We start from the raw sequence: 19,356 nt of genomic DNA, 5'->3' as shown, positions 1-19,356 counted from the left end.
GGTGCCGGCGGGCTGTGCTTGAGTCGGTGGGCGAGCGCCAACCTTACACGGGCGCCCCGCTGGGGCTCAGGCGAGGTCGGCGGGGCGCAGCAGGATGCGCCGGTAGCGCGCCATCACCGAGGGGTCGCTGACGCCCAGCCACTGCTCGAGTTCGGCCTCTGGCGTGCCGCGGCGCAACTGGCGCAGGGCGAAGGTGTGGCGCAGGCGGTAGCTGCCGCCCGCGGTGCTGCCCTCCCCTGCGGTGGCGATGCCGGCGGCCAGCAAGACGGCAGCGGTGGCTTGGTAGTGCGACACCTTGCTCCAGACCTTGCCGCCCGTGCGCGTGCCGGGAAAGAGTGCCGTGCCGGTGATGCCAGCCTCGGAGCGCACCTGCAGCCAATGGCGCAGCACCTGAGCGGCCCAGCGGGCCAGTGGGGTTTCGCGCTCCGGGGTGAGCCCGTCGCTGGCGATGTGGAGTTTCCAGGGCAGGCCGGATGTGGCGGCTTCGGGGCGGGGGGCCGGCAGCACATCGGTGCAACGCAGGGCGCGCACCTCGCCCGGGGCCAGGCCGGCACCGAGCATCAGGGCCACCGAGGCGCGGTTGCGCACTTCTTGCCAGGGCAAGGTGTCGCCGGGTGGTCGGGCTCGCCGACGCGGACGCAGCGCCGAGAGGTGGGCGACGAGCCGCCGGGCGTCTGCCGGCTGCAGGTAGGCGGGCAGGTCGTCACGCTGCACGGCATTGGCGTGGCGGATGTCGGCGTGCGTGTCCAGCAAGGCCGGCACGGCCGCGTTGCGGCTGCGCTGCCGCTGTCGCGCGTGGGTGGCCAGCACGCGGTCGACCAGCGCCAGCAGGCGCCAGGCGTAGCGCGGCGTCAGCGTCTCGGCGGCACCGCTGCGGCTTTGCAGGTAGGCGTGGAGGTCGGTGGCCTGCAGCCGCACCAGCGCGATGCCCTGCCCCACCGACCAGGTGGCCAGGGCTTCCCACATGTGCTGGTAGACCTGGACCGTGGTGGCACGGCGGATGCGGCCGGCATGGCGGGCTTCGGCCAGCCAGAGGGCGAATGCTGCTTGGTAGTCGGCCCAACGTGCCGCCCGGGATGACGATGCAGCCATGATTCAAAAATGAACTAACGCCATTCCGCAAGTCTACTCGCCATAATCGATGCACCCTGACGCGCCACGAAGCACCCAGGAAGGGTGCCTGCCGTTCACCCAAACTGGCGTTAGTTCATTTTCTGCAGGCGGTGGCGACCATGCACCCACATTGCCGTGGCCCATCTCGCCGCCCACGCGGCACGGGCACGGGCACCTTCACCGCCCTGGCGGCGAGAATGCCCCCATGCCCGTCTCCCTGCCCTGGCGCCACTTCCTGCTGGCCGTTGCGGTGGTGGCCATCTGGGGCAGCAACTTCGTCGTCATCAAGCTCGCGCTCGCGCAGCTGCCGCCGCTGCTGCTGGCCACGCTGCGCTACACCTTCGCCCTGCTGCCGGCCGTGTTCTTCCTGCGCCGTCCGGCGGTGCCCTGGCGCAACCTGGCCACCTACGGCGTGCTCATCGGCGCCGGTCAGTTCGGGCTGCTCTTCATCGCGATGAACGGGCACATCTCACCCGGCCTCGCCTCGCTGGTCATCCAGACGCAGGTCTTCTTCACCATCGGCCTGGCCATGCGCAGCGCCGGTGAAAAGCTGCAGGCCGTGCAGTGGGTGGCGCTGGGCATCGCGGCCGTGGGTCTGGGCACCATCGCCACCCACACCGATGGCAGCACCACGGTGCTGGGCCTGGCGATGGTGCTGATGGCCGCCTTCAGCTGGGCCGCCGGCAACATGACCAGCCGCGCCGCCGGCCGCGTGGACATGCTGGCCTACGTGGTGTGGGCCAGCGCCTTCGCGATACCGCCGCTGCTGCTGATGTCGCTGCTGCTCGAAGGCCCGGCGCGCATCGGCCACGCGCTGGCCCATGCCGATGCCGTGGCCTGGGGCGCGGTGCTGTGGCAGGCCGTGGGCAACACGCTCTTCGGCTATGCGGCCTGGGGCTGGCTGCTGGCGCGCCACCCGGCGGCCACCATCACGCCCATGGCGCTGCTGGTGCCGGTGTTCGGCCTCACCAGTGCCGCGTGGTGGCTGGGCGAGCCGCTGCCGGCCTGGAAGCTGCTCGCCGCCGCGCTGGTGCTGGGCGCACTCGCGCTGAACCTGCTGTGGCCGCGCTGGCGGTTGCGGCGGGCCGCGCGCACGGGCTGAACACCCGCCCGCGCACCGCGCGGTCCGGCATCAAGCCAGCTGGAAAGGCAGCTGCCGCAGCGGCTTGCCCGTCAGCTGGGCGATGGCGTTGGCAAACGCCGGTGCCAGCGGCGGCAGGCCGGGCTCGCCCATGCCGGTGGGCGGCTCGGCGCTGGGCACGGTGTGCACGCTGATCTGCGGCATCTGGTGGATGCGCGGCAGCGCGAAGTCGCCGAAGTTGCGCTGCTCCACCACGCCCTCCTTCAGCGTGATGGCGTGGCCCGGCAGGCAGGTGGCCAGGCCCATCAGAACCGAGCCCTGCACCTGGGCCTCCACGGTCTTGGGGTTGATGACGACGTTGCAGTGCACGCCGGCCGTCACGCGGTGCAGCATGGGTTGGCCATCTTTCAACGAGGCCTCCACCACATAGGCCACCACGCTGTCGAAGCTCTCGTGCACCGCCACGCCCCAGGCGCGGCCGGCCGGCAGCTTCTTCTTGCCGTAGCCGCTCTGGTCCACGGCCAGCTGCAGCGCCGCGCGGTGGCGCGGGTGCTTGTCGCCGATGAGCTTCATGCGGTAGGCCACGGGGTCTTGTTTCGTGGCCCGCGCGATGTCGTCGATCAGCGTCTCCATGACATAGGCCGTGTGCGTGCTGCCCACGCTGCGCCACCACAGCACCGGCACGTTCTGCCTGGGGTGGTGCACGCTCAGGCGCATGGGCAGCGGGTAAGGCGCGCGCATGCCTTCCACGGCCGTCTGGTCGACGCCGTTCTTCACCATGCCGCCTTCGAAGGGCGAGCCGGTGACGATGGACTGGCCCACGATCACATGGTCCCAGGCCAGCACCTGGCCCTGCGCATTGAAGCCGATGCGCGCGGTGTGCAGGTGCATGGGGCGGTAGTAGCCACCGGCGATGTCGTCCTCGCGGCTCCACACCGTGCGCACTGGCGCGTTCAGGCCGGCCGCGCGCGCGGCCTTGGCGATGCCGCAGGCCTCCACCACGTAGTCGCTGGTGGGGATGGCACGGCGGCCGAAGCCGCCACCGGCCATCTGCACATGCACCTTCACCTGCTCGGGCTTCAGGCCCAGTACCGCGGCGGCGGCCATGCCGTCCAGGCCCGGCATCTGCGAACCCACCCACAGCTGCGCGCCCTCGGCGCCGATCTGCACCGTGCAGTTCAGCGGCTCCATGGGCGCGTGCGCCAGGTAGGGGAAGACGAACTCGGCGTCGATCTTCAGCGGCGCGGCAGCAAGAGGCGCCATGTCGGCGTCGAAGTGGCGCGCGCCGGGCTGCTTGGCCAGCTCACGGTAAGCCACCAGTTGCCGGGCGCTGTCGACCTTCTCCACCGCGTCGGTGGCCCACTGCAGCTTCAGCGCCTCGCGGCCTTGGCGCGCCGGCCAGTAACCGGTGGCGATGACCGCCACGCCCTCGGCGCCGCGGTCCAGCGGCACGCGCAGCACGGCCTTCACGCCGGGAATGGCACGCGCCGCGCTGTCGTCCACGGAAGCCAGCTTCGCGCCGAAGACAGGCGGGCGCGCCACCAGCGCCGTCAGCTGCCCCGGCAGCGCCATGTCGATGCCGAAGTTCTGCCGGCCGCTGCTCTTGGCCTGGGCGTCCAGCCGGCCGGTGGCCTTGCCGATGAGGCGGAAGTTCTTCGGGTCCTTCAGCGTCACCTGCTCGGGCACGGGCAGGGCCATCGCGGCCTCGGCCAGCGCGCCGTAGCCCAGCTTGCGGCCGTCGGGCGCGACCACGAAGCCGGCCTGCGTGCGCAGCACCGCAGGCTCCAGCTTCCACTGCGCGGCAGCGGCGTTCACCAGCATGGCGCGGGTGCGCGCACCGAGTTCGCGGTACTGCGTGTAGCTGTGCTTGATGGCCGTGCTGCCGCCGGTGAGGTGCATGCCCCAGAGCGGGTCAACGTAGGCGCCGTCGTTGCTGCCGTGGCGGCTGCGCACCAGGGCCCAGTCGGCATCCAGCTCTTCGGCCAGGATCATCGGCAGCGCGGTCTGCACACCCTGGCCGAAGTCGAGCCGGTTGACGACCACGGTGACTTCGCCGTTCTTCGCGATCTGCACGAAGGCCAGCGGCTGCTGTGTCGGTTTCAGGCCCGCGGCCGCGGCGGGCGCCCCCTGGGCCAGCGCGGCGGCCGGGAAGGCGCCGAGCGCAAAGCCGCCCAGGCCGCTGGCGCCCGCCAGCTTCAGGAAGCTGCGGCGCGGCAGGGCTGCGGCCTCGGCGGGCGCGTCACGCATCAGCATCTTCTGCAGCGCGTGCGGCAGTTCGTCGGTGTGGGGGGAGTAGTGGGGCAGCATGTCGGCTCCTTCAGGCCAGGGCGCGCGCGGCATCGGCCACGGCAGCGCGGATGCGGGCATAGGTGCCACAGCGGCAGAGGTTGCCGGCCATGGCGGCGTCGATCTCTGCGGCCGTGGGCTGCTTGCCCTTGGGCAAGGTCTTGAGGAAGGCCGTGGCGCTCATGATCTGGCCGCTCTGGCAGTAGCCGCACTGGGCCACGTCGTGTTTCACCCAGGCCGCGTGCACGGCCTTGCCGATGCGGTCCGACCCGGCCGTCACGGCCTCGATGGTGGTGATCTTCTGGCCCGCGGCTGCCGAGATCGGCGTCACGCAAGAGCGGATGGCCTGGCCGTTCAGGTGCACGGTGCAGGCGCCACACAGCGCCGCGCCGCAGCCGAACTTGGTGCCGGTGAGGCCCAGGTTGTCGCGCAGGGCCCAGAGGATGGGCGTGCCGGGGTCGGCGTCCAGGGCCTGTGGGCGGCCGTTCACGTTCAAGGGGGTCATGGCAGGGGCATGGAGGCGATGAAGGCCCGCAGTGTGGCGCGCCCGGGGCGCCGCGCGTTAGCCTGATCTTGCGGTTTGCTTGCCTGATCCTCTGGCCGTGTGGGCAGGACCGGCAGGCTTTGGCTAGCATCCGCCGCATGCCCTCGCCTTTGCTCCCGCCACCGCCGGCCGATGCCCTGGCCGCCACGCGCAGCGCCCTCGCCACGCGGCTGCTGCGGCAGGCCCCCGGCGAAGGCCTGCACACGCTGGAGGCCCTGCCCGGTCTGATGATCTACCGCGCCGACCAGCTCAGCGGCAGCGTCTGCGGCGTCTACGAGCCCTGCGTGGCCGTGGTGGTGCAAGGCAGCAAGCGTGTGGTGCTGGGCAGCGACACGCTGGTCTACGACAGCACGCGTTACCTGCTCACCTCGCTGAACCTGCCCACGGTGGCCACCATCCTGGAGGCCAGCCCCGAGCAGCCCTACCTGGCGCTGGTGCTGAAGCTCGACCTGCGCGAAGTGGCCACGCTCATGCTCAGCGGCACCGTGCCCGCCGCACCACCGCCCCCGCGCGAGCCCGAAAGCCAGGAGCACCGCGCCATGGGCACCGGCCTGCTGACGCTGCCGCTGCTGCAGGCCTTCGAGCGCCTGCTCGACATCGCAGCGCAGCCCGAACACGCGCCGGTGCTGGCCCCGCTGGTGCTGCGCGAGATCCACTACCGGCTGCTGGTGGGCGAACAAGGCGGCCGGCTGCGGCAGATTGCCGCCGTGGGCAGCCAGGGCCACCAGATTGCGCGGGCCATCGACTGGCTCAGGAGCCACTACGCCGAACCCCTGCGCGTTGAAGACCTGGCGCGCGAGGTGCGCATGGGGCTCTCCACCTTCCACCACCAGTTCAAGGCGCTCACGGCGATGAGCCCGTTGCAGTACCAGAAGCAGATCCGCCTGAACGAAGCGCGCCGGCTGATGCTGGTCTACGACCTCGACGCCGCCACCGCGGCCTACCGCGTGGGCTACGAGAGCCCCTCGCAGTTCAGCCGCGAGTACAGCCGCCAGTTCGGCGCGCCGCCAGTGCGCGACATCAGCCAGTTGCGCCAGGCCCCGCCCGCCCTGCTGGGGGCCTGAGCGGGCCGGGCGGCCGGGTCCAGAATCACACCGTGCCCAGCGCCCTGCCCGCCCCCACGCCCACCGCCCGTGCCCCTGGCCGCCGGCGCCGCATGGCGGCGCTGGCGCTGCTGTTGGCGCTGGGGGTGCCCGGCGGCCCGCTGCTGGCCCAGGGCGCGCGGCCCAAACCCTTGCCGGCGGCTGCGCCGCCAGCGGCCGATCCGGCACCGGCCCCGGCCGCCGCAGCCGCCTTGCGCTGGCCGGCCACGGCCCCGCTCATCGACGCCCGCGCCGAGGCCATGCCGCCGGGCACGCACGCCACGCCCGAAGCCCTGGCGCTGGCCCTCACCGCAGGCCTGACGCAGGACGTTGAGAAGCTCTACGCGCTGTACCGCTGGGTGACACGCCACATCCGCTACGACACCGTCTCCTACTTCGCCGGCGACCTGCGGAACGCCGCCGGCTCGGCCAACGCCTTCAGCCGCGGCCAGGCCGTGTGTGACGGCTTTGCCGAGCTGATGCAGGTGATGGCGGGCGCGGTAGGGCTGAAGCTGGAAAAGGTGGTGGGCTATGGCAAGGGCCTGGGCCACGGCGACGGCCGCATGCCCGAGCAGACCAACCATGCCTGGAACGCCGTGCAGCTGGGCGGCCGCTGGTACCTGATGGACGCCACCTGGGACGCCGGCAGCGTGCACCCCGGCACGCAGCAGTTCACGCGCAACGAGAAGGGCTTCCGCTACTTCCTGGCCGACCCCGAGTACTTCAGCACCAGCCATTTCCCGGCCGAAGAGCGCTGGCAGCTGCAGCGCGAGAAGATGGACTTCGGCCGTTTCCTGCAGCTGGCCCGGATCCGGCCCGACATCGGTGTCTTCTCGCTCGACGTGCGCGCCTACCGCGAGCGCCAGCAGGGCGGTGGCGCGGCGCCGCTGGCCTTCGATTTCGGTCCGGCGGTGCAACACCTCACGGCCCACGTGGCGCAGGGTGGCCGCCGGCTGGAAGGCCCGTGGACGCTGTTGCAGCGCGGCCCCGAGGGCCCGCGCCTGCTGGTGGCCGCACCGGCCCCCGGCGACTACGAGCTGACGGTGTTCGCGCCCCGCCAGCCGGCCGACACGGTGCTGGAGCAGGTGCTCGAGTACCGCGTGGCCCTTGGCAACCCCGGCCCCTATGCCCAAGGCTTCGCGGCCGCCTTCCGCGAGTACAACCAGCGCCCCGTGGAACTGCAGGCCCCGCTGCAGGGCGTGCTGCCGGCCGGCAAGCCGGTGGGCTTCGCGTTGCGTGTGCCCGAGGCGGTGGAGGTCTTCCTCATCCACGGCAACCAGGTCTACACCCCGCTGCCGGCGCTGGGCGAGGGCCGTTTTGGCGGCGAGCTGCAGCTGGGCGCCGGCCTGGCCACGATCTATGCCCGCTTCGACCCGCAAAGCCGCACCGGGCAGGCGCTGCTGCGCTACCGCGTCGAGTGAGCGGCGGCGGGTGCGAAACCCCAACCCGCACCGCCATCCCGCTCAGCCGGCCGCACGCATCAAGGTCACCACCAGCACCACCACGCCCAGCGCCAGGTTGACCGAGACCCAGGTGCGGACCTGACCCAGGGCGGCGGCGCCCGCGGGCCAATCGGCAGCGACCACGGCGCGGTCGAGCCGCTTGTACAGCGCGAAGCGGATGTGCATGAAGATGGCCACCATGGCCACGCCCAGCACGGCCATCACCGTCCAGGCCAGGGGCATCTCGAAGCTGCCGCCCGACTGCACCACCTGCTTGGCCACCCGGCCCAACATCCACACGCCGCTGCCCAGGGTCAGCAGCGAGGCCACCAGCACGGCCTTGAAGAAGCGGCCCAGCACCTCGTGCATCAGGCGCAGCCGCTGCGGCGGCTCCAGCTGAGCCAGCGCGGGCCGCAGGAAGAAGTGGGCGAACACCATGCCACCGAGCCACACCACGATGGCCAGCACATGCAGGGTCTTGAGGGTCGCGTACAGCATGGCGGCGTTCCAGGCCTGCCGTTCAGGCCGCGTGGCGCTGCGCCCGGCGCGCGTGGGGCATGGCCTCTTCGCCATCCACCAGCTGCCAGTGGCGCCGCGCCGCGTCGACCACGCAGGTCTCGCCTTCGGCCAGGTGGCCGTCGGCGCGTGCCGCGGCCAGGCACAGGCGCAAGACCTTGCGCTGCAGCCCGGGGTCGGAGATCTCGGCCATCAGGGCCGCGAGGGTGGCGTCATCCACCTGGCCCGCCAGCGAGCCCGCCTGGTGCCCGCTCATCAGCAGTTCTTCGCACAGGGTGTGCACGATGTGCGGCAAGAGCTGCGGCTCCAGCCCGAGTTCGCGCTCGGCGCCCAGCTGCCTGAGGATGTCGAACTCGGAGCTGCACACATGGCCGTCGGCGATGAGCACCAGGGCAACGATGCGGGCGGCGGCTTCCGGGCTGTTGTGGGGGTAGCTGCGCATGGGGATCAGGCTTTCTCGAGGGGCGGGCGTTGGCTCCAGGCGAGGAGCAGCCCCGAACTGTGCGCGCGCGTGGCTTTCGAGAAAATCGAATATTTCTACGACTTCATTCAGATAAAACCGAAGTCAGTCCGAGGCCACCTGTTTCACGCGTAGTGCAGCAGGTCGCCAAAGACGGTGTGCCCGCCTTCGCGCCGGTCGGCGCCCGGCGCGTCGTACAGCACCAGCCAGCGGGCCTGGCCACCGGCCAGCTCTGGGGGCAGCGCGCACAGGGCCTCCGCACGGTTGGTGCCGCGACCGTGGGGCAAGGGCACCGAGGCGGTGAGTGCCGCTTCGAAGCGCACCGGCTCCCGGCTGGCGGCCAGCAGTGGCCGGGCACCCGGCCACTTGAAGACGCGGATGTCGCCGTTGAGCACCATCGTCGGCCCGGCCAGGATGTAGAGCTCATCGCCCGAGAAATGCAGGTCGCGGATGCCCAGGCCGTCGAGCTGCAGGAAGTGCTTGCGGATCAGCGTGCCGCTGTCGTCCAGCGGCACCAGGCGCAGCTGCTCACCCCGGGCTTCGACCTCGATCTCCAGCAGTGCCGACCAGCCACGCAGCACCGGGCCGCGCAGGCCCAGCAGAAGGCGCTGGCCGTCCACGGCCAGGCCCTCGATGTCGAAGCCGTTGTCCTTGCCGGGGATGGCCAGGAATGGCCCGAAGTGGGGGTCGTCGGCCAGCGCACGGGTGAGCGGGTTCGACAGCGCGTCGCCCTTCAGGCGCTGGGCCTGGCGGCCGTCTTGCGCCCGCCGCACCAGGCAGGGCTCGCCCTGCGCGTTGTTTTCAATGGGCAGGCGCGCCAGCAGCCGGCGGTTGCCGTCGAGGGACACCTTGGCGAGCCGCTTCGCGTTCTCGGCATGGTCGCGCCCGGGCTTGGCGTTCTTGCGCTTCAGGCCGTGCGAGCCCACCACCCAGAGGTAGCCGTCGGCCACCGCCATGCCTTCGAGATCGGCCTCTTCGTCGGCCGCGCCGGGCAGGTCGAGCAGATCGGCCAGCGGGAAATCGCGCACCTGGCCGTAGCGCAGGGCCTCGCGGCCCACGGGATCGAGCCGGCGCAGGCGGTCGACGCCACAGGCCTCGTCGCCGGCCACCCACAGCCAGTCGCCCGTGAAGGCCGCGCCGGAGAGGTTGGTCTGCACGAGGGAGTCGGTCGAGAACTCCAGACGGACGGCCAGGGCCGTGCGGGCATTCGGCATCAGCTTGCTCCCTCAGATCCAGCCCAGCATAAACGCCGGCCTTCCCGGCCCGGGGTGGATGAGCACAGGCCCGGCAAGGTTGCCGCAGCCGATGACGCCACTGTCCAGCGCCGCAGCGGGCGGGTCGCGCACCGGCAGGGCGCACCGCAGGGAGAGAAAGCCGCCGAAAGTGCCCCCACGCTTCGGGAATCTTGCCCAGGACAAGGCCTGCCGCCCAGCCCGCTGATGGCCACACGGGCAGCGCCTCATGGGTCGAAGAAAGCGGGCTGGGACCGCCAAAACGGTCTCTGCATGTCCAAGACACCACTCCATATGGTGTCATTTCGATCATTTAACATGCCAAAACTATCGCTTAAGTCGTCCGGCCTGCTTCCGATAGGCAAGCCGTGATGCGCCCCAAGCCGGTGGCGCCACCCTTTGAAAGATGCGCAGTGATGCAGTTCCACAGCCTTGGCCTGAGCGGCCGCCTCTACGCCATCGTGGCGCTCGTCCTGACGGCCCTGGCCAGCGTGCTGGTCTTCGCCTGGCTCAAGCTCGGGGCCGTGGCCGAAGCCGCGAGCGACACCGCGGAGGTGCGCGTGCCCCAGCTTGGCCGCATCGCTGCCATCGAGCTGAACATCACGCGGGTGTCACTGCAGGTGCGCCACGCCATGCTGTCGCGCTCGCCCGAGGAACTGGCCGCCACGCTGGCGGACATCGGCGAGAAGCGCCGGCAGATCGAGCAGCTGATGGCCGACTACGAGCGCGCCATCACCACCGGGAAAGGGCGCAAGCTCTTCCGCCAGCTGGAACCCGCCATCGCAGGCTTTTGGCAGACGGGCGGCGCCAACCTGAAGTTGGTGCAGGACGGCCAACGGGCCGAGGCCTTCGCCTTCCTGGTCGAGAAAACCATCCCGGCCCGCAACCTCGTGCTGCAGCAGGCCGAGGCCATGGTGCAGTACCAGCGCGGCATGCTCGAAGACGAGCTGGCCGGCGTCAGCCGCGAAGGCGCGGCCACCTTGCGCGTGCTGGCGGTCCTGGTCGCTGCGGCCATGGTGGGGTTGACGTTGTTCGCGTGGCGCTTCGTGGCGCTGCTGCAGCGCCGCCTGGCCGCCAGCCGCGCGGTGGCCGACCGTGTGCGCGATGGCGACCTCACGCAGCCCGTGCTCGACACGGCGCGCGACGAATTCAGCCCCTTGCTGAACGCCCTGCAGCAGATGCAGGACAGCCTGGCCCACGTGGTCGGCACGGTGCGCCAGAGCGCCGATGGCGTGGCCACGGCCAGCACCGAGATCAGCACCGGCAACCACGACCTCAGCCGCCGCACCGAGCAGCAGGCCAGCAGCCTGCAACAGACGGCGGCCTCGATGGAGCAGCTCGGTGGCACGGTGCGCCAGAACGCCGACAACGCGAGACAGGCCAACCAGCTGGCACAAGGTGCCTCCCGCGTGGCCCTGGAGGGGGGCCAGGTGGTGGCCGAGGTGGTGGGCACCATGAAGGGCATCCACGACAGCAGCCACCGCATCGCCGACATCATCGGCACCATCGACGGCATCGCCTTCCAGACCAACATCCTGGCGCTGAACGCCGCGGTGGAGGCGGCACGTGCGGGCGACCAGGGCCGAGGTTTTGCCGTGGTGGCCGGCGAGGTGCGCACGCTGGCGCAGCGCAGCGCCGAGGCGGCGCGCGAGATCAAGGGCCTGATCACGGCCAGCGTGGAGCAGGTGGCCCATGGCAACACGCTGGCCGAGCGCGCCGGCGGCACCATGGACCAGGTGGTGGCGGCCATCCAGCGCGTGACCGACATCATGGGCGAGATCAGCGCCGCCAGCACCGAGCAGAGCTCGGGCGTCAACCAGGTGGGCGCGGCGGTGACGCAGATGGACCAGGTGACGCAGCAGAACGCCGCGCTGGTGGAGCAGTCGGCCGCCGCCGCTGAAAGCCTGAAGCAGCAGGCGACCCAGCTCGTTCAGGCCGTGGCGGTGTTCAAGCTCGGGCGGGCCTGAACACGAGCCTGGCTGCGCGGCCCATCGATGCGCGGCAGGCCGGCGCAGAATGGGGTGACTTCATGCCGTGCGGGGCGGGTGGCAGGCTGGCGCCGAACCCGCCCAAGCCCAGGCGCCACCGGCGCAGCCCCGCAGCCCTGCCCTTCCGGAGAACCCCACCATGCCCCAGCGCCCCCTGCCCAGCGCCGTTGTCTTCGCGAAGGACGTGCCGCGCCTGGCGAGCTTCTACGCCCACGTCATCGGCATGACCGAGGTGGCCAGCGATGACCACCACGTGGTGCTCGGCGCCGAAGGCTTCCAGCTCGTGGTGCACGGCATCCCGGCGGCGATCGCGCGGCAGATCGAGATCACCAGCCCGCCCGAGCTGCGCGAAGACACGGCGCTGAAGATCTGCCTGCCGGTGGAGAGCATCGCAGCCGCCCGCGCACAGGCCGCCGCGCTGGGCGGTGGCGTGAAGGCGCCGCGCGCCGAATGGACAGCGCGCGGCTTCCGCGCCTGCGACGGGCACGACCCCGAGGGCAACGTCTTCCAGGTGCGCGAAGCGGCCGGCTGAAGCCGCCCGGGCTCAGGCAGGCGCCAGCGCGCGCCGCAGCAGCGTGGGCAGGTCGCCGTCGTGCACGAAGCCGGCGGCCTCGGCGGCCGGGGTGCGCAGCGGCGGAAAGCGCCCGAACAGCGCTTCGGTGCGCGCATCGGGCGCCCAGCGCACCAGCGCCTGCGCGGGCACACCGTGCACCTGCGCCACCGCGTCCACCATCTCGCCCAGGCTGAAGTGCAGCGTGGGCGGTGTCAGCGCACGGCCTGCGGGCCAGGCCGCGGCCGGCGTGCTGGCGGCATGCAGCAGTTGCGCCAGCACGCAGGGCAGCGATGAAGCCCAGGTGCGTGCCTGCGGCGATGTGGGGCAGACGCAGGGCCGGCCGGCGGCCAGCTCGCGCGGCAGATCACTGAGAAAGGCCGAGAGCTGCCCCGTGGGCGCCGGCGGGCGCGCCAGCACGCCGGGCAGGCGCAGGCTGCGCCCGCACACGGCGCCGCGGCGCGTGAAGTCGGCCACCAGCAGCTCGCCCACCACCTTGTGCATGCCGTAGCTCAGCACGGGTTGCAGCGGGGTGTGGTCGTCCACCGCCGCCGGCAGCGCGCCGAACACGGCGATGGAGCTGGCGAACACGAACACCGGCACCGGCCCGCCGGCCTGCACCTGGGCCTGCGCCGCTTCCAGCAGCACGGCGGTGGCGTCGATGTTCACGCGGCGCGCCAGCGCCACCTGCTGCTCGGCCAGGCCGCCGGGGATGCTGGCCAGGTGGAAGACCACGTCCACCGGCGCGGCGGCCAGGCGCGCGGCCAGGGCCTGCTGCGCGGCGGGGTCGGCCAGGTCGCAGGGCCAGGCCTGCACTTCGGGGGCCGGGTCGGCCCGCACGGGCTCGGGCGCGGTCAGCGCCAGGTCGAGCAAGCTCAGGCGCGTGACCGCGCGGCCGCCTACCGCGGGCGCTTGCTGCAAGCGCTGCGCCAGCGCACGCCCGACGAACCCGGCCGCGCCGGTGATCAACACATGCATGACGCGCTCAGCCCGCCGCTGGTGCGGCCACCACGCGCTGGTCGATCACGCCGAAGGGCCCCGGCCGGCCGTCTTCGAAGACCGCCTGCATGCGCACGCGGTCGCCGTACTGCATGAAGCCGGTGCGGATGTCGCCGAGGTCGATCTTCTCGATGACGCGCCGCTCGGCGATGCACGCGCTGCCGGCCGAGCGTGCGGCGTTGCTCACCGTGCCACTGCCCACGATGCACCCGGCCGTGAGCCGGCGCGTGCGCGCCGCGTGGGCGATGAGCTGGCCGAAATGGAAACCCATCTCGCCGCCGTGCGGTTCACCGAAACGCTCGCCGTTCCATTGCACCTGCAGGCGCAGTTGCACGCGGCCCTCGCGCCAGGCGCTGCCCAGTTCGTCGGGCGTCACGGCCACGGGCGCGAAGGCCGTGGACGGCTTGGCCTGCAGGAAGCCGAAACCCGTCTTCATCTCGTGCGGGCCCAGCGCGCGCAGGCTCCAGTCGTTGATCTGCACCAGCAGGCGGATGCAGCCCAGCGCCGCTTCGGGCGACACGCCCATCGGCACCGGCCCGGTGACGACACCGAACTCGCCTTCGAAATCGATGCCGTCGGCCGGGTTGGGCAGCGGCACGTCGTCGTGCGGGCCGAGGAAGTCGTCGCTGGCACCCTGGTACATCACCGGCACGGTGTCGAAGTGCGGGATGGGCGGCGTGCCGAAGGCCTGCTCCATCAGACGGCCGTGGTTGAGGAAGGCCGAGCCGTCCAGCCATTGCGGGCTGCGCGGCAGCGGGGCGGCGCAGGCCACGGGGTCGAAGGCGAAGCTGTCCGCGGGTGCGGGGCCGGCGCTGAGCGTGTCGTACGCGGCTTGCAGCGCGCCCTGCACGGCGGGCCAGCGCTGCAGCGCATCGAGCAGGCTGGGCGCGATGTGCGGCACGGCCAGCGCGCGCTGCAGGTCGCGCGAGACCACGAGCAGCCGGCCGTCCAGGCTGCCGTCTTTCAGGGTGGCGAATTTCATCGGGTGGGGGCTCAGTTGCGCACGGCGTCAGGGAAGGCGCGCAGCAAGGCCATGTAGCGCGCGGCTTCCCGCGGGTAGAAGGCCTGGGCTTCGGCCAGGGGCAGCACGGGCACCGGGTTGCTGCCGGTGCTGCGCGCCCAAGTCAGGAACTCGGGCTCGCTCAGCGTCGCGGCCAGCACCTGGTGCAGGCGCTGCAGCACGGCCGGGGGCGTCTCGCGGCGCGCGAAGACGCCGCCCCAGACATCGAAATCGAAGCCTTCGAAGCTGCGGTGGCCCGCAGCCAGCGGCGGCAGCTGCGGCAGCAGCACCGAGGGCCGCACCGTGCTGAGGCCCAAGGCGCGCAGCTTGCCTTGCTCCAGCTGCGCGGCGGTGCCGCCGGCCAGCGGCACGAAGGCCAGGTCGAGCTGCCCGCCCATCACGTCTTGCACCATGGGCGGCACGCCGCGGTAGGGCACGTGCGTGAGCGTCAGGCCGGCGGTCTTCTCGAACTGCAGGCTCATCAGGTGGATCAGCGAGCCGGGGCCGATGTTGCCGATGGACAGCGGGCGGCCGCCCTGCCCCTTGGTGGCCAGCACCTCGGCCAGCGTCTTCTGCGGCAAGGTGCTGCGGCAGCACAGCACATAGGGCACGCGGCCGAAGTGCGCCAGCAGCGTGAAGTCTTCGGCCTTGTAGCGCACGGCCGGGATCGTCAGCGGGCTCAGCACCAGCTCGGTGGGTGTGCCCACCAGCAGCGTGTGGCCGTCGGCGGCCTGCGCCATGGCCTTGGCCACGCCCAGCGTGCCGCCGGCACCGCCGAGGTTGTCCACCACCACCGGCTGGCCCAGGGCCTGCTGCAGCCCGGGCTGCAGCTTGCGGGCGATGGCATCCGAGGGTGCGCCTGCCGGCCAGGGCACCATCAAGGTCAGCGGCCGGGTCGGGAAGGCGGGCTGCGCCTGCGCCACGCGGGCGGCGGGAAAGGCCAGCGCCGCGGCACCAGCGGCCAGGGTGTGCAGAAGCCAGCGGCGGTGTGTCATGAGGGCGTACCTTCGCGGTGGTGCAAGGCTTGGGCGATGGCCGGCTCGTAGGCGCCGTCGACCAGCACGAAGAGCATGCGGCAGGGCCGCCCCGAGCGGTTGGCCCAGGCGTGGTTGGTGCCGCGCTGCACCACCACGCTGCCGGGCCGCAACAGCACCTCGCTGTCGTCGAGCACCAGCGTCATCTCGCCTTCGATGACCACGCCATAGTCCACCGATTCGGTGCGGTGCATCAGCGGGTGCGGCGAATGGGCCTTCACGGTCGAGGCCTGCTCGTCGCCGATCTGTGCGAAGGCGTCTTTCATCTTCGCGGCACCGTGGGCGAGGAACTCGGCCGTGTCGGGCGGGATGTCGACGAAGCGGATGCGCGTGCCGTGTTTCGGGGGCGGCAGCTTCAGCGCGCCGAGCGTGGGGTCGGCGCCGTTGTCGACACTGGCCGGCGCGCCGGCCGTGCTCCACACCTCGTGGAAAACGGTGCCGGGAATCGCGGCGATCTCCACCACGCTGGGCAGCGGCCCTTCGCTGGCAATGATCGCGCGGCCGTCGGCCGCATGGCCGGTGACGACACGGTGGATGGCTGGAAAGCTCATGCGATGGCTCCGTCTTCGAAGATGGCCACGGCCCGCGTCCAGCCGGCGCTGGCGCCGCGGATCTTGTGCGGGAAGCAGCTGATGGTGAAGCCGTGCGGCGGCAGGGCTTCCAGGTTGTGCAGCTTCTCCAGGTGGCAGTAGCCGATGTCGCGGCCGGCCTTGTGGCCTTCCCAGATCAGCGCCTTGTTGCCGGTTTCGGCGACCTTCTTCGCGGTGTACGAGAACGGCGCGTCCCAGCTCCAGGCGTCGGTGCCGGTCAGGCGCACGCCGCGCTCCAGCAGGTACATGGTGGCTTCGTAGCCCATGCCGCAGCCGGCGCCGAGATAGTCTGGGTGGCCGTAGCGGCTGCCGGCGCGCGTGTTCACCACCACGATGTCCAGCGGCTGCAGCGTGTGGCCGATGCGGGTCAGTTCACTTTCAACGTCAGCGGCGGTGGCCACATAACCGTCGGGGAAGTGGCGGAAGTCGAGCTTCACGCCGTTCTGGAAACACCACTCCAGCGGCACCTCGTCGATGGTGATGCTGGGGCGGCTGCCGCCGTTCTTGGCGTCTTGCGTGGAATGGAAGTGCCAGGGCGCGTCCAGGTGCGTGCCGTTGTGCGTGGTCAGCGTCACCCACTCGGCGGCGGCGGCTTCGCCCTCGGGGTAATCCTCGGGTCGGGTGCCCGGCAGCATGGCCATGAACTCGGGCAGCGTGTCGGCGTGCTTCTGGTAGGTGATCTTGGGCGCCAGCGGGGGCGGGTCGCTGAGCACGTCGTTTTCGAGATAGATCGAAAGGTCGACGAAGCGGCGGCGCGGCTTGGGCAGGCTCATGCCAGGGCCTCCTGCCGCGGTGCGACGGCGGTCTGTGCCGGGATGCGCGAGAAACAGAACACCGCCAGCGCGGCGATGAAGAGCGCCGCCAAGCCCAGGCTGCCGTAGCCGTGGGCCTTGACCAGCGTGCCGCCCAGGATGGGGCCGATGGCCGCGCCGATCATCACCATGGCCGGCGTGGCCGCCATGGCGCGCCCGCTGGTGTCCAGCCGCGCCAGCAGGCCGAAGGCGAAGGTGTGGGTGAAGATCATCACCGCCGCGAACAACGAAGCCGCCACCGCGTACGGCACAAAGGCCGTGGCGTTCATGATCGTGGCCACCAGCAGCGCCTGCAGCACCGGCCCCACCAGCAGCACCGTGCGCGCGGCCCAGCGTTTTTCCAGCAGCGCGGCGAGCACCGCGGGAAACAGGTTCACGAAGCCCAGCGCGATGAGCACGCCGGTGACGGCCTGCGGCCCGAAGCCGCGGTCGGCGCCCACGCGCTCCAGGAAGCTGAAGGTCATGCTTTGCACGAGGCCCATACCCGCGATGCCGGCGATGCCGAACCACACGGCGGCCGGGATGCCGCCCTGCCCGCCCCCGCCCGCGCCCGCGCCCGCGCCGGCCGGCGCGGCATCGGGCGCCGGAAAGGCCAGCAGCGAGACCAGCGTGGCCACGCCCATCACCCCCGCGAACACGACAAAGAGCGCCGGCCCGCCCACGCTCGCCACCACCTGCGGCGTGGCCCCGAGAAAGACGATGGCGAACACGCCCAGCGCCATGCCCACGATGGCAAACAGCCGGTGCGGGTTGGCGCTGCGCGCGATGGTGCCGTGCGTGACGCTGAGCGCCGCGCCCGCGGCCACGCCCGAGAGCGCGTGCAGCAGCGCCATGGTGCCGAAATCGGCCGTGCGGCTGACGGCGAAGAAACCGGCGCCGGCCAGGCCGAAGCCCAGCGTGGCCACGGTGCGCCCGGGCAGGCGGTGGAACAGCGGCGCCAGCACCACGCTGGCAAGCACGGCGCCCACCAGGAACAGCGTGGCCAGCAGGCCGGCCTGCTGCGGATCCAGCCTGTAACGGCTGATGAGCGTGCCCACCCAGACGGGCAGGGCCACGAGGTCGACCATGCCGGCGCAGTGCGCCACCATCAGGGCAATGCGGCCGCGGGCGGAATCGGTGCGGATCATGGGCACGTCCTCCGCTTCAGATGGGCTGGGCCAGCGCCATCAGGGAGGCGCGCATGATCTTCGCGTGCTCCTCCTTGTCGCCGCCGGCGACCTCGATCTCGCCGAGCCGCGCCGAGTTCTCCACGACCATGCGGCAACGCTCCCAGCGGCGTTCTTCGAAGGCAGCCAGAGCGGGCGCGATGTCATCGCTGCGGCCCAGTTCCTCGGCCAGCACCAGCGCGTCTTCGATGCCGATGCAGGCCCCGCTGGCCAGGTGCGGCGTGGTGGCATGCACGGCGTCGCCGATCAGCACCACACGCCCCTGCGACCAGGGCCGCGGCATCAGCAGGCCTTCCAGCGGGCGGAAGACGATCTGCGCGTGTTCGTCGATCTGTTCGCGCAGGGCGCGCAACGTGGGCGCCGGGAAGTCGGCCAGCAGTTCGCGCAGCCGCGCAGCGAAGGTGGCCGGGTCGACGTGCTCGTTGCTCGGCCGCGGTTCGGTGACGAAGAGGTAGAGGTGCGTCTTCGAGACCGGGTTCACGCCCGGCTTCACGCGCGGGCCCATCCACATCGTGCAGGTCTCGATCTCGGGCGGGCGCGGCAGCACGGCACGCCACACGGCCTGGCCGCTGTAGCGGGGCTTGGGCGCGTTGGGGAACACGGCCTCGCGTGTTTTCGAGTACAGGCCGTCGGCGCCGATGACGAGGTCGTAGCGGCGGCGCTGGCCGTCGGTGAAACCCACCTCCACGCCCTCGGCGTCTGGCTCGAGGTGGGTGAAGCTGCAGCCCAGGCGCACCACGGTGCCGGCGGCCCGTGTGGCCTCGGCCAGGATCTGCGCCAGCACCGGCCGCAGGATGGCGCCGCCGCCGGGCACCTCGGCCCCGGCGATGCGCGGCGTGGGCAGCTCGGCCACCTGCGGGCCGTGCGGCAGGCAGATCTTCACGCCATCGCTCGCGGCACCGCGTTCGAGAAAGGTGTCCAGGATGCCCAGCGTGCGGAAGGCACGCAGCGTGGCCCCGCCCAGGCTGATGCCGGCGCCGTAGCTGCGCCAGCCGGGGTCGATCTCGACGAGCTCGACCGCATGGCCCTGCTTGCGCAGCTGGATGGCGGCCGCCATGCCGGAAAAGCCGCCGCCGATGATGAGGATGCGGCGTGGGGTCGGGTTCATGCGGGGGTCTCCTGGAAGGTGTCGTCGGCGAGGTGGACCTCGCCGCTGGGGTGCACGGTGATGGGCATGGCCTGCAGATGCTCACCCAGGCAGGGGCCGAGGGTGCACAGGCCGGTGTCGATTTCGAAGAGCGCGCCGTGCGCCGCGCAGACGATGCGGTCGCGCGCGGCGTTCAGGTAGGCGTGCTGGCGCCAGGCCAGGGGCGTGCCGTGGTGCGGGCAGGCGTCGCGCCAGGCGTGCACACGCGCACCCTGGCGCACGAGCAGCAGGCTGTGCTGCCCGCTGTGCAGCGGGTCGAAGCCGCGGGCTTCGCCCTCGGGCAGTTCGCTGAGGTGGCACAGGCGCATGGCGGG

Annotated in this window: 19 protein-coding genes; 5 read left to right on the top strand and 14 right to left on the bottom strand. The window is 71.8% G+C overall.

Translation table 11 applies throughout. The annotated features are described in order from the left end of the window. Window positions 1-66: 66 nt before the first annotated feature. A complete protein-coding gene (locus EOE66_RS18810) occupies window positions 67-1,092 on the bottom strand; it encodes a tyrosine-type recombinase/integrase (protein WP_128230288.1) in 1,026 nt (341 codons plus the stop codon). 226 nt (window positions 1,093-1,318) lie between these two features. Here EOE66_RS18810 and EOE66_RS18805 point away from each other — a divergent pair, with 226 nt between their 5' ends. Then, the gene (locus tag EOE66_RS18805) at window positions 1,319-2,215 is read left to right on the top strand and encodes an EamA family transporter (RefSeq protein WP_128230287.1); all 897 of its coding nucleotides are present in this window, start codon (window positions 1,319-1,321) and stop codon (window positions 2,213-2,215) included. Between the two features lie 30 nt (window positions 2,216-2,245). Here the strand turns inward: EOE66_RS18805 and EOE66_RS18800 are convergent, their stop codons facing one another. Further along, window positions 2,246-4,501, bottom strand: a complete 2,256-nt coding sequence (locus EOE66_RS18800) for a xanthine dehydrogenase family protein molybdopterin-binding subunit (protein ID WP_128230286.1) — start codon at window positions 4,499-4,501, stop codon at window positions 2,246-2,248. Between the two features lie 10 nt (window positions 4,502-4,511). Further along, on the bottom strand, window positions 4,512-4,985 hold the full coding sequence (locus tag EOE66_RS18795) for a (2Fe-2S)-binding protein (RefSeq protein WP_128230285.1): 474 nt from the start codon (window positions 4,983-4,985) through the stop codon (window positions 4,512-4,514). Window positions 4,986-5,122: 137 nt separating this feature from the next. Here EOE66_RS18795 and EOE66_RS18790 point away from each other — a divergent pair, with 137 nt between their 5' ends. Both EOE66_RS18790 and EOE66_RS18785 read left to right on the top strand, forming a co-directional pair. Continuing rightward, window positions 5,123-6,088, top strand: coding sequence for an AraC family transcriptional regulator (locus EOE66_RS18790; protein ID WP_128230284.1), 966 nt, complete (start codon window positions 5,123-5,125; stop codon window positions 6,086-6,088). A gap of 32 nt (window positions 6,089-6,120) precedes the next feature. Continuing rightward, window positions 6,121-7,527, top strand: coding sequence for a transglutaminase domain-containing protein (locus tag EOE66_RS18785; protein ID WP_128230283.1), 1,407 nt, complete (start codon window positions 6,121-6,123; stop codon window positions 7,525-7,527). Between the two features lie 42 nt (window positions 7,528-7,569). Here the strand turns inward: EOE66_RS18785 and EOE66_RS18780 are convergent, their stop codons facing one another. From EOE66_RS18780 to EOE66_RS18770, 3 genes are all read right to left on the bottom strand, one after another. Then, the gene (locus tag EOE66_RS18780; protein ID WP_128230282.1) at window positions 7,570-8,046 is read right to left on the bottom strand and encodes a CopD family protein; all 477 of its coding nucleotides are present in this window, start codon (window positions 8,044-8,046) and stop codon (window positions 7,570-7,572) included. 22 nt (window positions 8,047-8,068) lie between these two features. After that, a complete protein-coding gene (locus EOE66_RS18775; RefSeq protein ID WP_128230281.1) occupies window positions 8,069-8,506 on the bottom strand; it encodes a tellurite resistance TerB family protein in 438 nt (145 codons plus the stop codon). A 143-nt stretch (window positions 8,507-8,649) separates the two neighbouring features. Then, the gene (locus EOE66_RS18770; RefSeq protein ID WP_128230280.1) at window positions 8,650-9,738 is read right to left on the bottom strand and encodes a DUF3616 domain-containing protein; all 1,089 of its coding nucleotides are present in this window, start codon (window positions 9,736-9,738) and stop codon (window positions 8,650-8,652) included. Window positions 9,739-10,172: 434 nt separating this feature from the next. Between EOE66_RS18770 and EOE66_RS22415 the strand changes: the two genes are divergently transcribed. Beyond that, window positions 10,173-11,723 (top strand): methyl-accepting chemotaxis protein, encoded by a 1,551-nt coding sequence (locus EOE66_RS22415; RefSeq protein ID WP_128230279.1) that lies wholly within the window; start codon window positions 10,173-10,175, stop codon window positions 11,721-11,723. A 160-nt stretch (window positions 11,724-11,883) separates the two neighbouring features. Continuing rightward, complete coding sequence (locus tag EOE66_RS18760) at window positions 11,884-12,276, top strand: VOC family protein (protein WP_128230278.1); 393 nt, start codon at window positions 11,884-11,886, stop codon at window positions 12,274-12,276. Between the two features lie 12 nt (window positions 12,277-12,288). Here EOE66_RS18760 and EOE66_RS18755 read toward each other — a convergent pair whose 3' ends face one another. Genes EOE66_RS18755 through EOE66_RS18720 form a run of 8 tightly spaced genes read right to left on the bottom strand, consistent with a single transcriptional unit; the run spans window position 12,289 to window position 19,350 of the window. Further along, a complete protein-coding gene (locus tag EOE66_RS18755) occupies window positions 12,289-13,272 on the bottom strand; it encodes an NAD-dependent epimerase/dehydratase family protein (protein ID WP_128230277.1) in 984 nt (327 codons plus the stop codon). 7 nt (window positions 13,273-13,279) lie between these two features. Then, a complete protein-coding gene (locus EOE66_RS18750) occupies window positions 13,280-14,275 on the bottom strand; it encodes a fumarylacetoacetate hydrolase family protein (protein WP_128230276.1) in 996 nt (331 codons plus the stop codon). A gap of 11 nt (window positions 14,276-14,286) precedes the next feature. After that, a complete protein-coding gene (locus EOE66_RS18745; protein ID WP_128230275.1) occupies window positions 14,287-15,288 on the bottom strand; it encodes a tripartite tricarboxylate transporter substrate binding protein in 1,002 nt (333 codons plus the stop codon). Continuing rightward, complete coding sequence (locus EOE66_RS18740; RefSeq protein ID WP_128230274.1) at window positions 15,285-15,878, bottom strand: cupin domain-containing protein; 594 nt, start codon at window positions 15,876-15,878, stop codon at window positions 15,285-15,287. Before EOE66_RS18740 ends, EOE66_RS18745 begins: the two co-directional genes overlap by 4 nt. After that, the gene (locus tag EOE66_RS18735) at window positions 15,875-16,690 is read right to left on the bottom strand and encodes a cyclase family protein (RefSeq protein WP_128230273.1); all 816 of its coding nucleotides are present in this window, start codon (window positions 16,688-16,690) and stop codon (window positions 15,875-15,877) included. Before EOE66_RS18735 ends, EOE66_RS18740 begins: the two co-directional genes overlap by 4 nt. Continuing rightward, entirely contained in the window at window positions 16,687-17,856 is a 1,170-nt protein-coding gene (locus EOE66_RS18730; protein ID WP_128230272.1) for an MFS transporter, read from the bottom strand. Before EOE66_RS18730 ends, EOE66_RS18735 begins: the two co-directional genes overlap by 4 nt. Before the next feature lie 16 nt (window positions 17,857-17,872). Next, complete coding sequence (locus tag EOE66_RS18725) at window positions 17,873-19,003, bottom strand: FAD-dependent oxidoreductase (protein WP_128230271.1); 1,131 nt, start codon at window positions 19,001-19,003, stop codon at window positions 17,873-17,875. Beyond that, window positions 19,000-19,350, bottom strand: coding sequence for a Rieske (2Fe-2S) protein (locus EOE66_RS18720; RefSeq protein ID WP_128230270.1), 351 nt, complete (start codon window positions 19,348-19,350; stop codon window positions 19,000-19,002). Before EOE66_RS18720 ends, EOE66_RS18725 begins: the two co-directional genes overlap by 4 nt. Window positions 19,351-19,356: the final 6 nt, after the last annotated feature.

The organism is Rubrivivax rivuli (genome assembly GCF_004016505.1).
GTDB lineage: Bacteria > Pseudomonadota > Gammaproteobacteria > Burkholderiales > Burkholderiaceae_C > Rubrivivax > Rubrivivax rivuli.
This window is presented reverse-complemented; position numbering and strand designations above follow the sequence as displayed.

What these genes read in the sequence shown, in the direction of transcription:
- EOE66_RS18810 (WP_128230288.1), bottom strand. Translation starts at nt 1,092, where the DNA reads ATGGCTGCATCGTCATCCCGGGCGGCACGTTGGGCCGACTACCAAGCA.
- EOE66_RS18805 (WP_128230287.1), top strand. Translation starts at nt 1,319, where the DNA reads ATGCCCGTCTCCCTGCCCTGGCGCCACTTCCTGCTGGCCGTTGCGGTG.
- EOE66_RS18800 (WP_128230286.1), bottom strand. Translation starts at nt 4,501, where the DNA reads ATGCTGCCCCACTACTCCCCCCACACCGACGAACTGCCGCACGCGCTG.
- EOE66_RS18795 (WP_128230285.1), bottom strand. Translation starts at nt 4,985, where the DNA reads ATGACCCCCTTGAACGTGAACGGCCGCCCACAGGCCCTGGACGCCGAC.
- EOE66_RS18790 (WP_128230284.1), top strand. Translation starts at nt 5,123, where the DNA reads ATGCCCTCGCCTTTGCTCCCGCCACCGCCGGCCGATGCCCTGGCCGCC.
- EOE66_RS18780 (WP_128230282.1), bottom strand. Translation starts at nt 8,046, where the DNA reads ATGCTGTACGCGACCCTCAAGACCCTGCATGTGCTGGCCATCGTGGTG.
- EOE66_RS18775 (WP_128230281.1), bottom strand. Translation starts at nt 8,506, where the DNA reads ATGCGCAGCTACCCCCACAACAGCCCGGAAGCCGCCGCCCGCATCGTT.
- EOE66_RS18770 (WP_128230280.1), bottom strand. Translation starts at nt 9,738, where the DNA reads ATGCCGAATGCCCGCACGGCCCTGGCCGTCCGTCTGGAGTTCTCGACC.
- EOE66_RS22415 (WP_128230279.1), top strand. Translation starts at nt 10,173, where the DNA reads ATGCAGTTCCACAGCCTTGGCCTGAGCGGCCGCCTCTACGCCATCGTG.
- EOE66_RS18760 (WP_128230278.1), top strand. Translation starts at nt 11,884, where the DNA reads ATGCCCCAGCGCCCCCTGCCCAGCGCCGTTGTCTTCGCGAAGGACGTG.
- EOE66_RS18755 (WP_128230277.1), bottom strand. Translation starts at nt 13,272, where the DNA reads ATGCATGTGTTGATCACCGGCGCGGCCGGGTTCGTCGGGCGTGCGCTG.
- EOE66_RS18750 (WP_128230276.1), bottom strand. Translation starts at nt 14,275, where the DNA reads ATGAAATTCGCCACCCTGAAAGACGGCAGCCTGGACGGCCGGCTGCTC.
- EOE66_RS18745 (WP_128230275.1), bottom strand. Translation starts at nt 15,288, where the DNA reads ATGACACACCGCCGCTGGCTTCTGCACACCCTGGCCGCTGGTGCCGCG.
- EOE66_RS18740 (WP_128230274.1), bottom strand. Translation starts at nt 15,878, where the DNA reads ATGAGCTTTCCAGCCATCCACCGTGTCGTCACCGGCCATGCGGCCGAC.
- EOE66_RS18735 (WP_128230273.1), bottom strand. Translation starts at nt 16,690, where the DNA reads ATGAGCCTGCCCAAGCCGCGCCGCCGCTTCGTCGACCTTTCGATCTAT.
- EOE66_RS18730 (WP_128230272.1), bottom strand. Translation starts at nt 17,856, where the DNA reads ATGATCCGCACCGATTCCGCCCGCGGCCGCATTGCCCTGATGGTGGCG.
- EOE66_RS18725 (WP_128230271.1), bottom strand. Translation starts at nt 19,003, where the DNA reads ATGAACCCGACCCCACGCCGCATCCTCATCATCGGCGGCGGCTTTTCC.
- EOE66_RS18720 (WP_128230270.1), bottom strand. Translation starts at nt 19,350, where the DNA reads ATGCGCCTGTGCCACCTCAGCGAACTGCCCGAGGGCGAAGCCCGCGGC.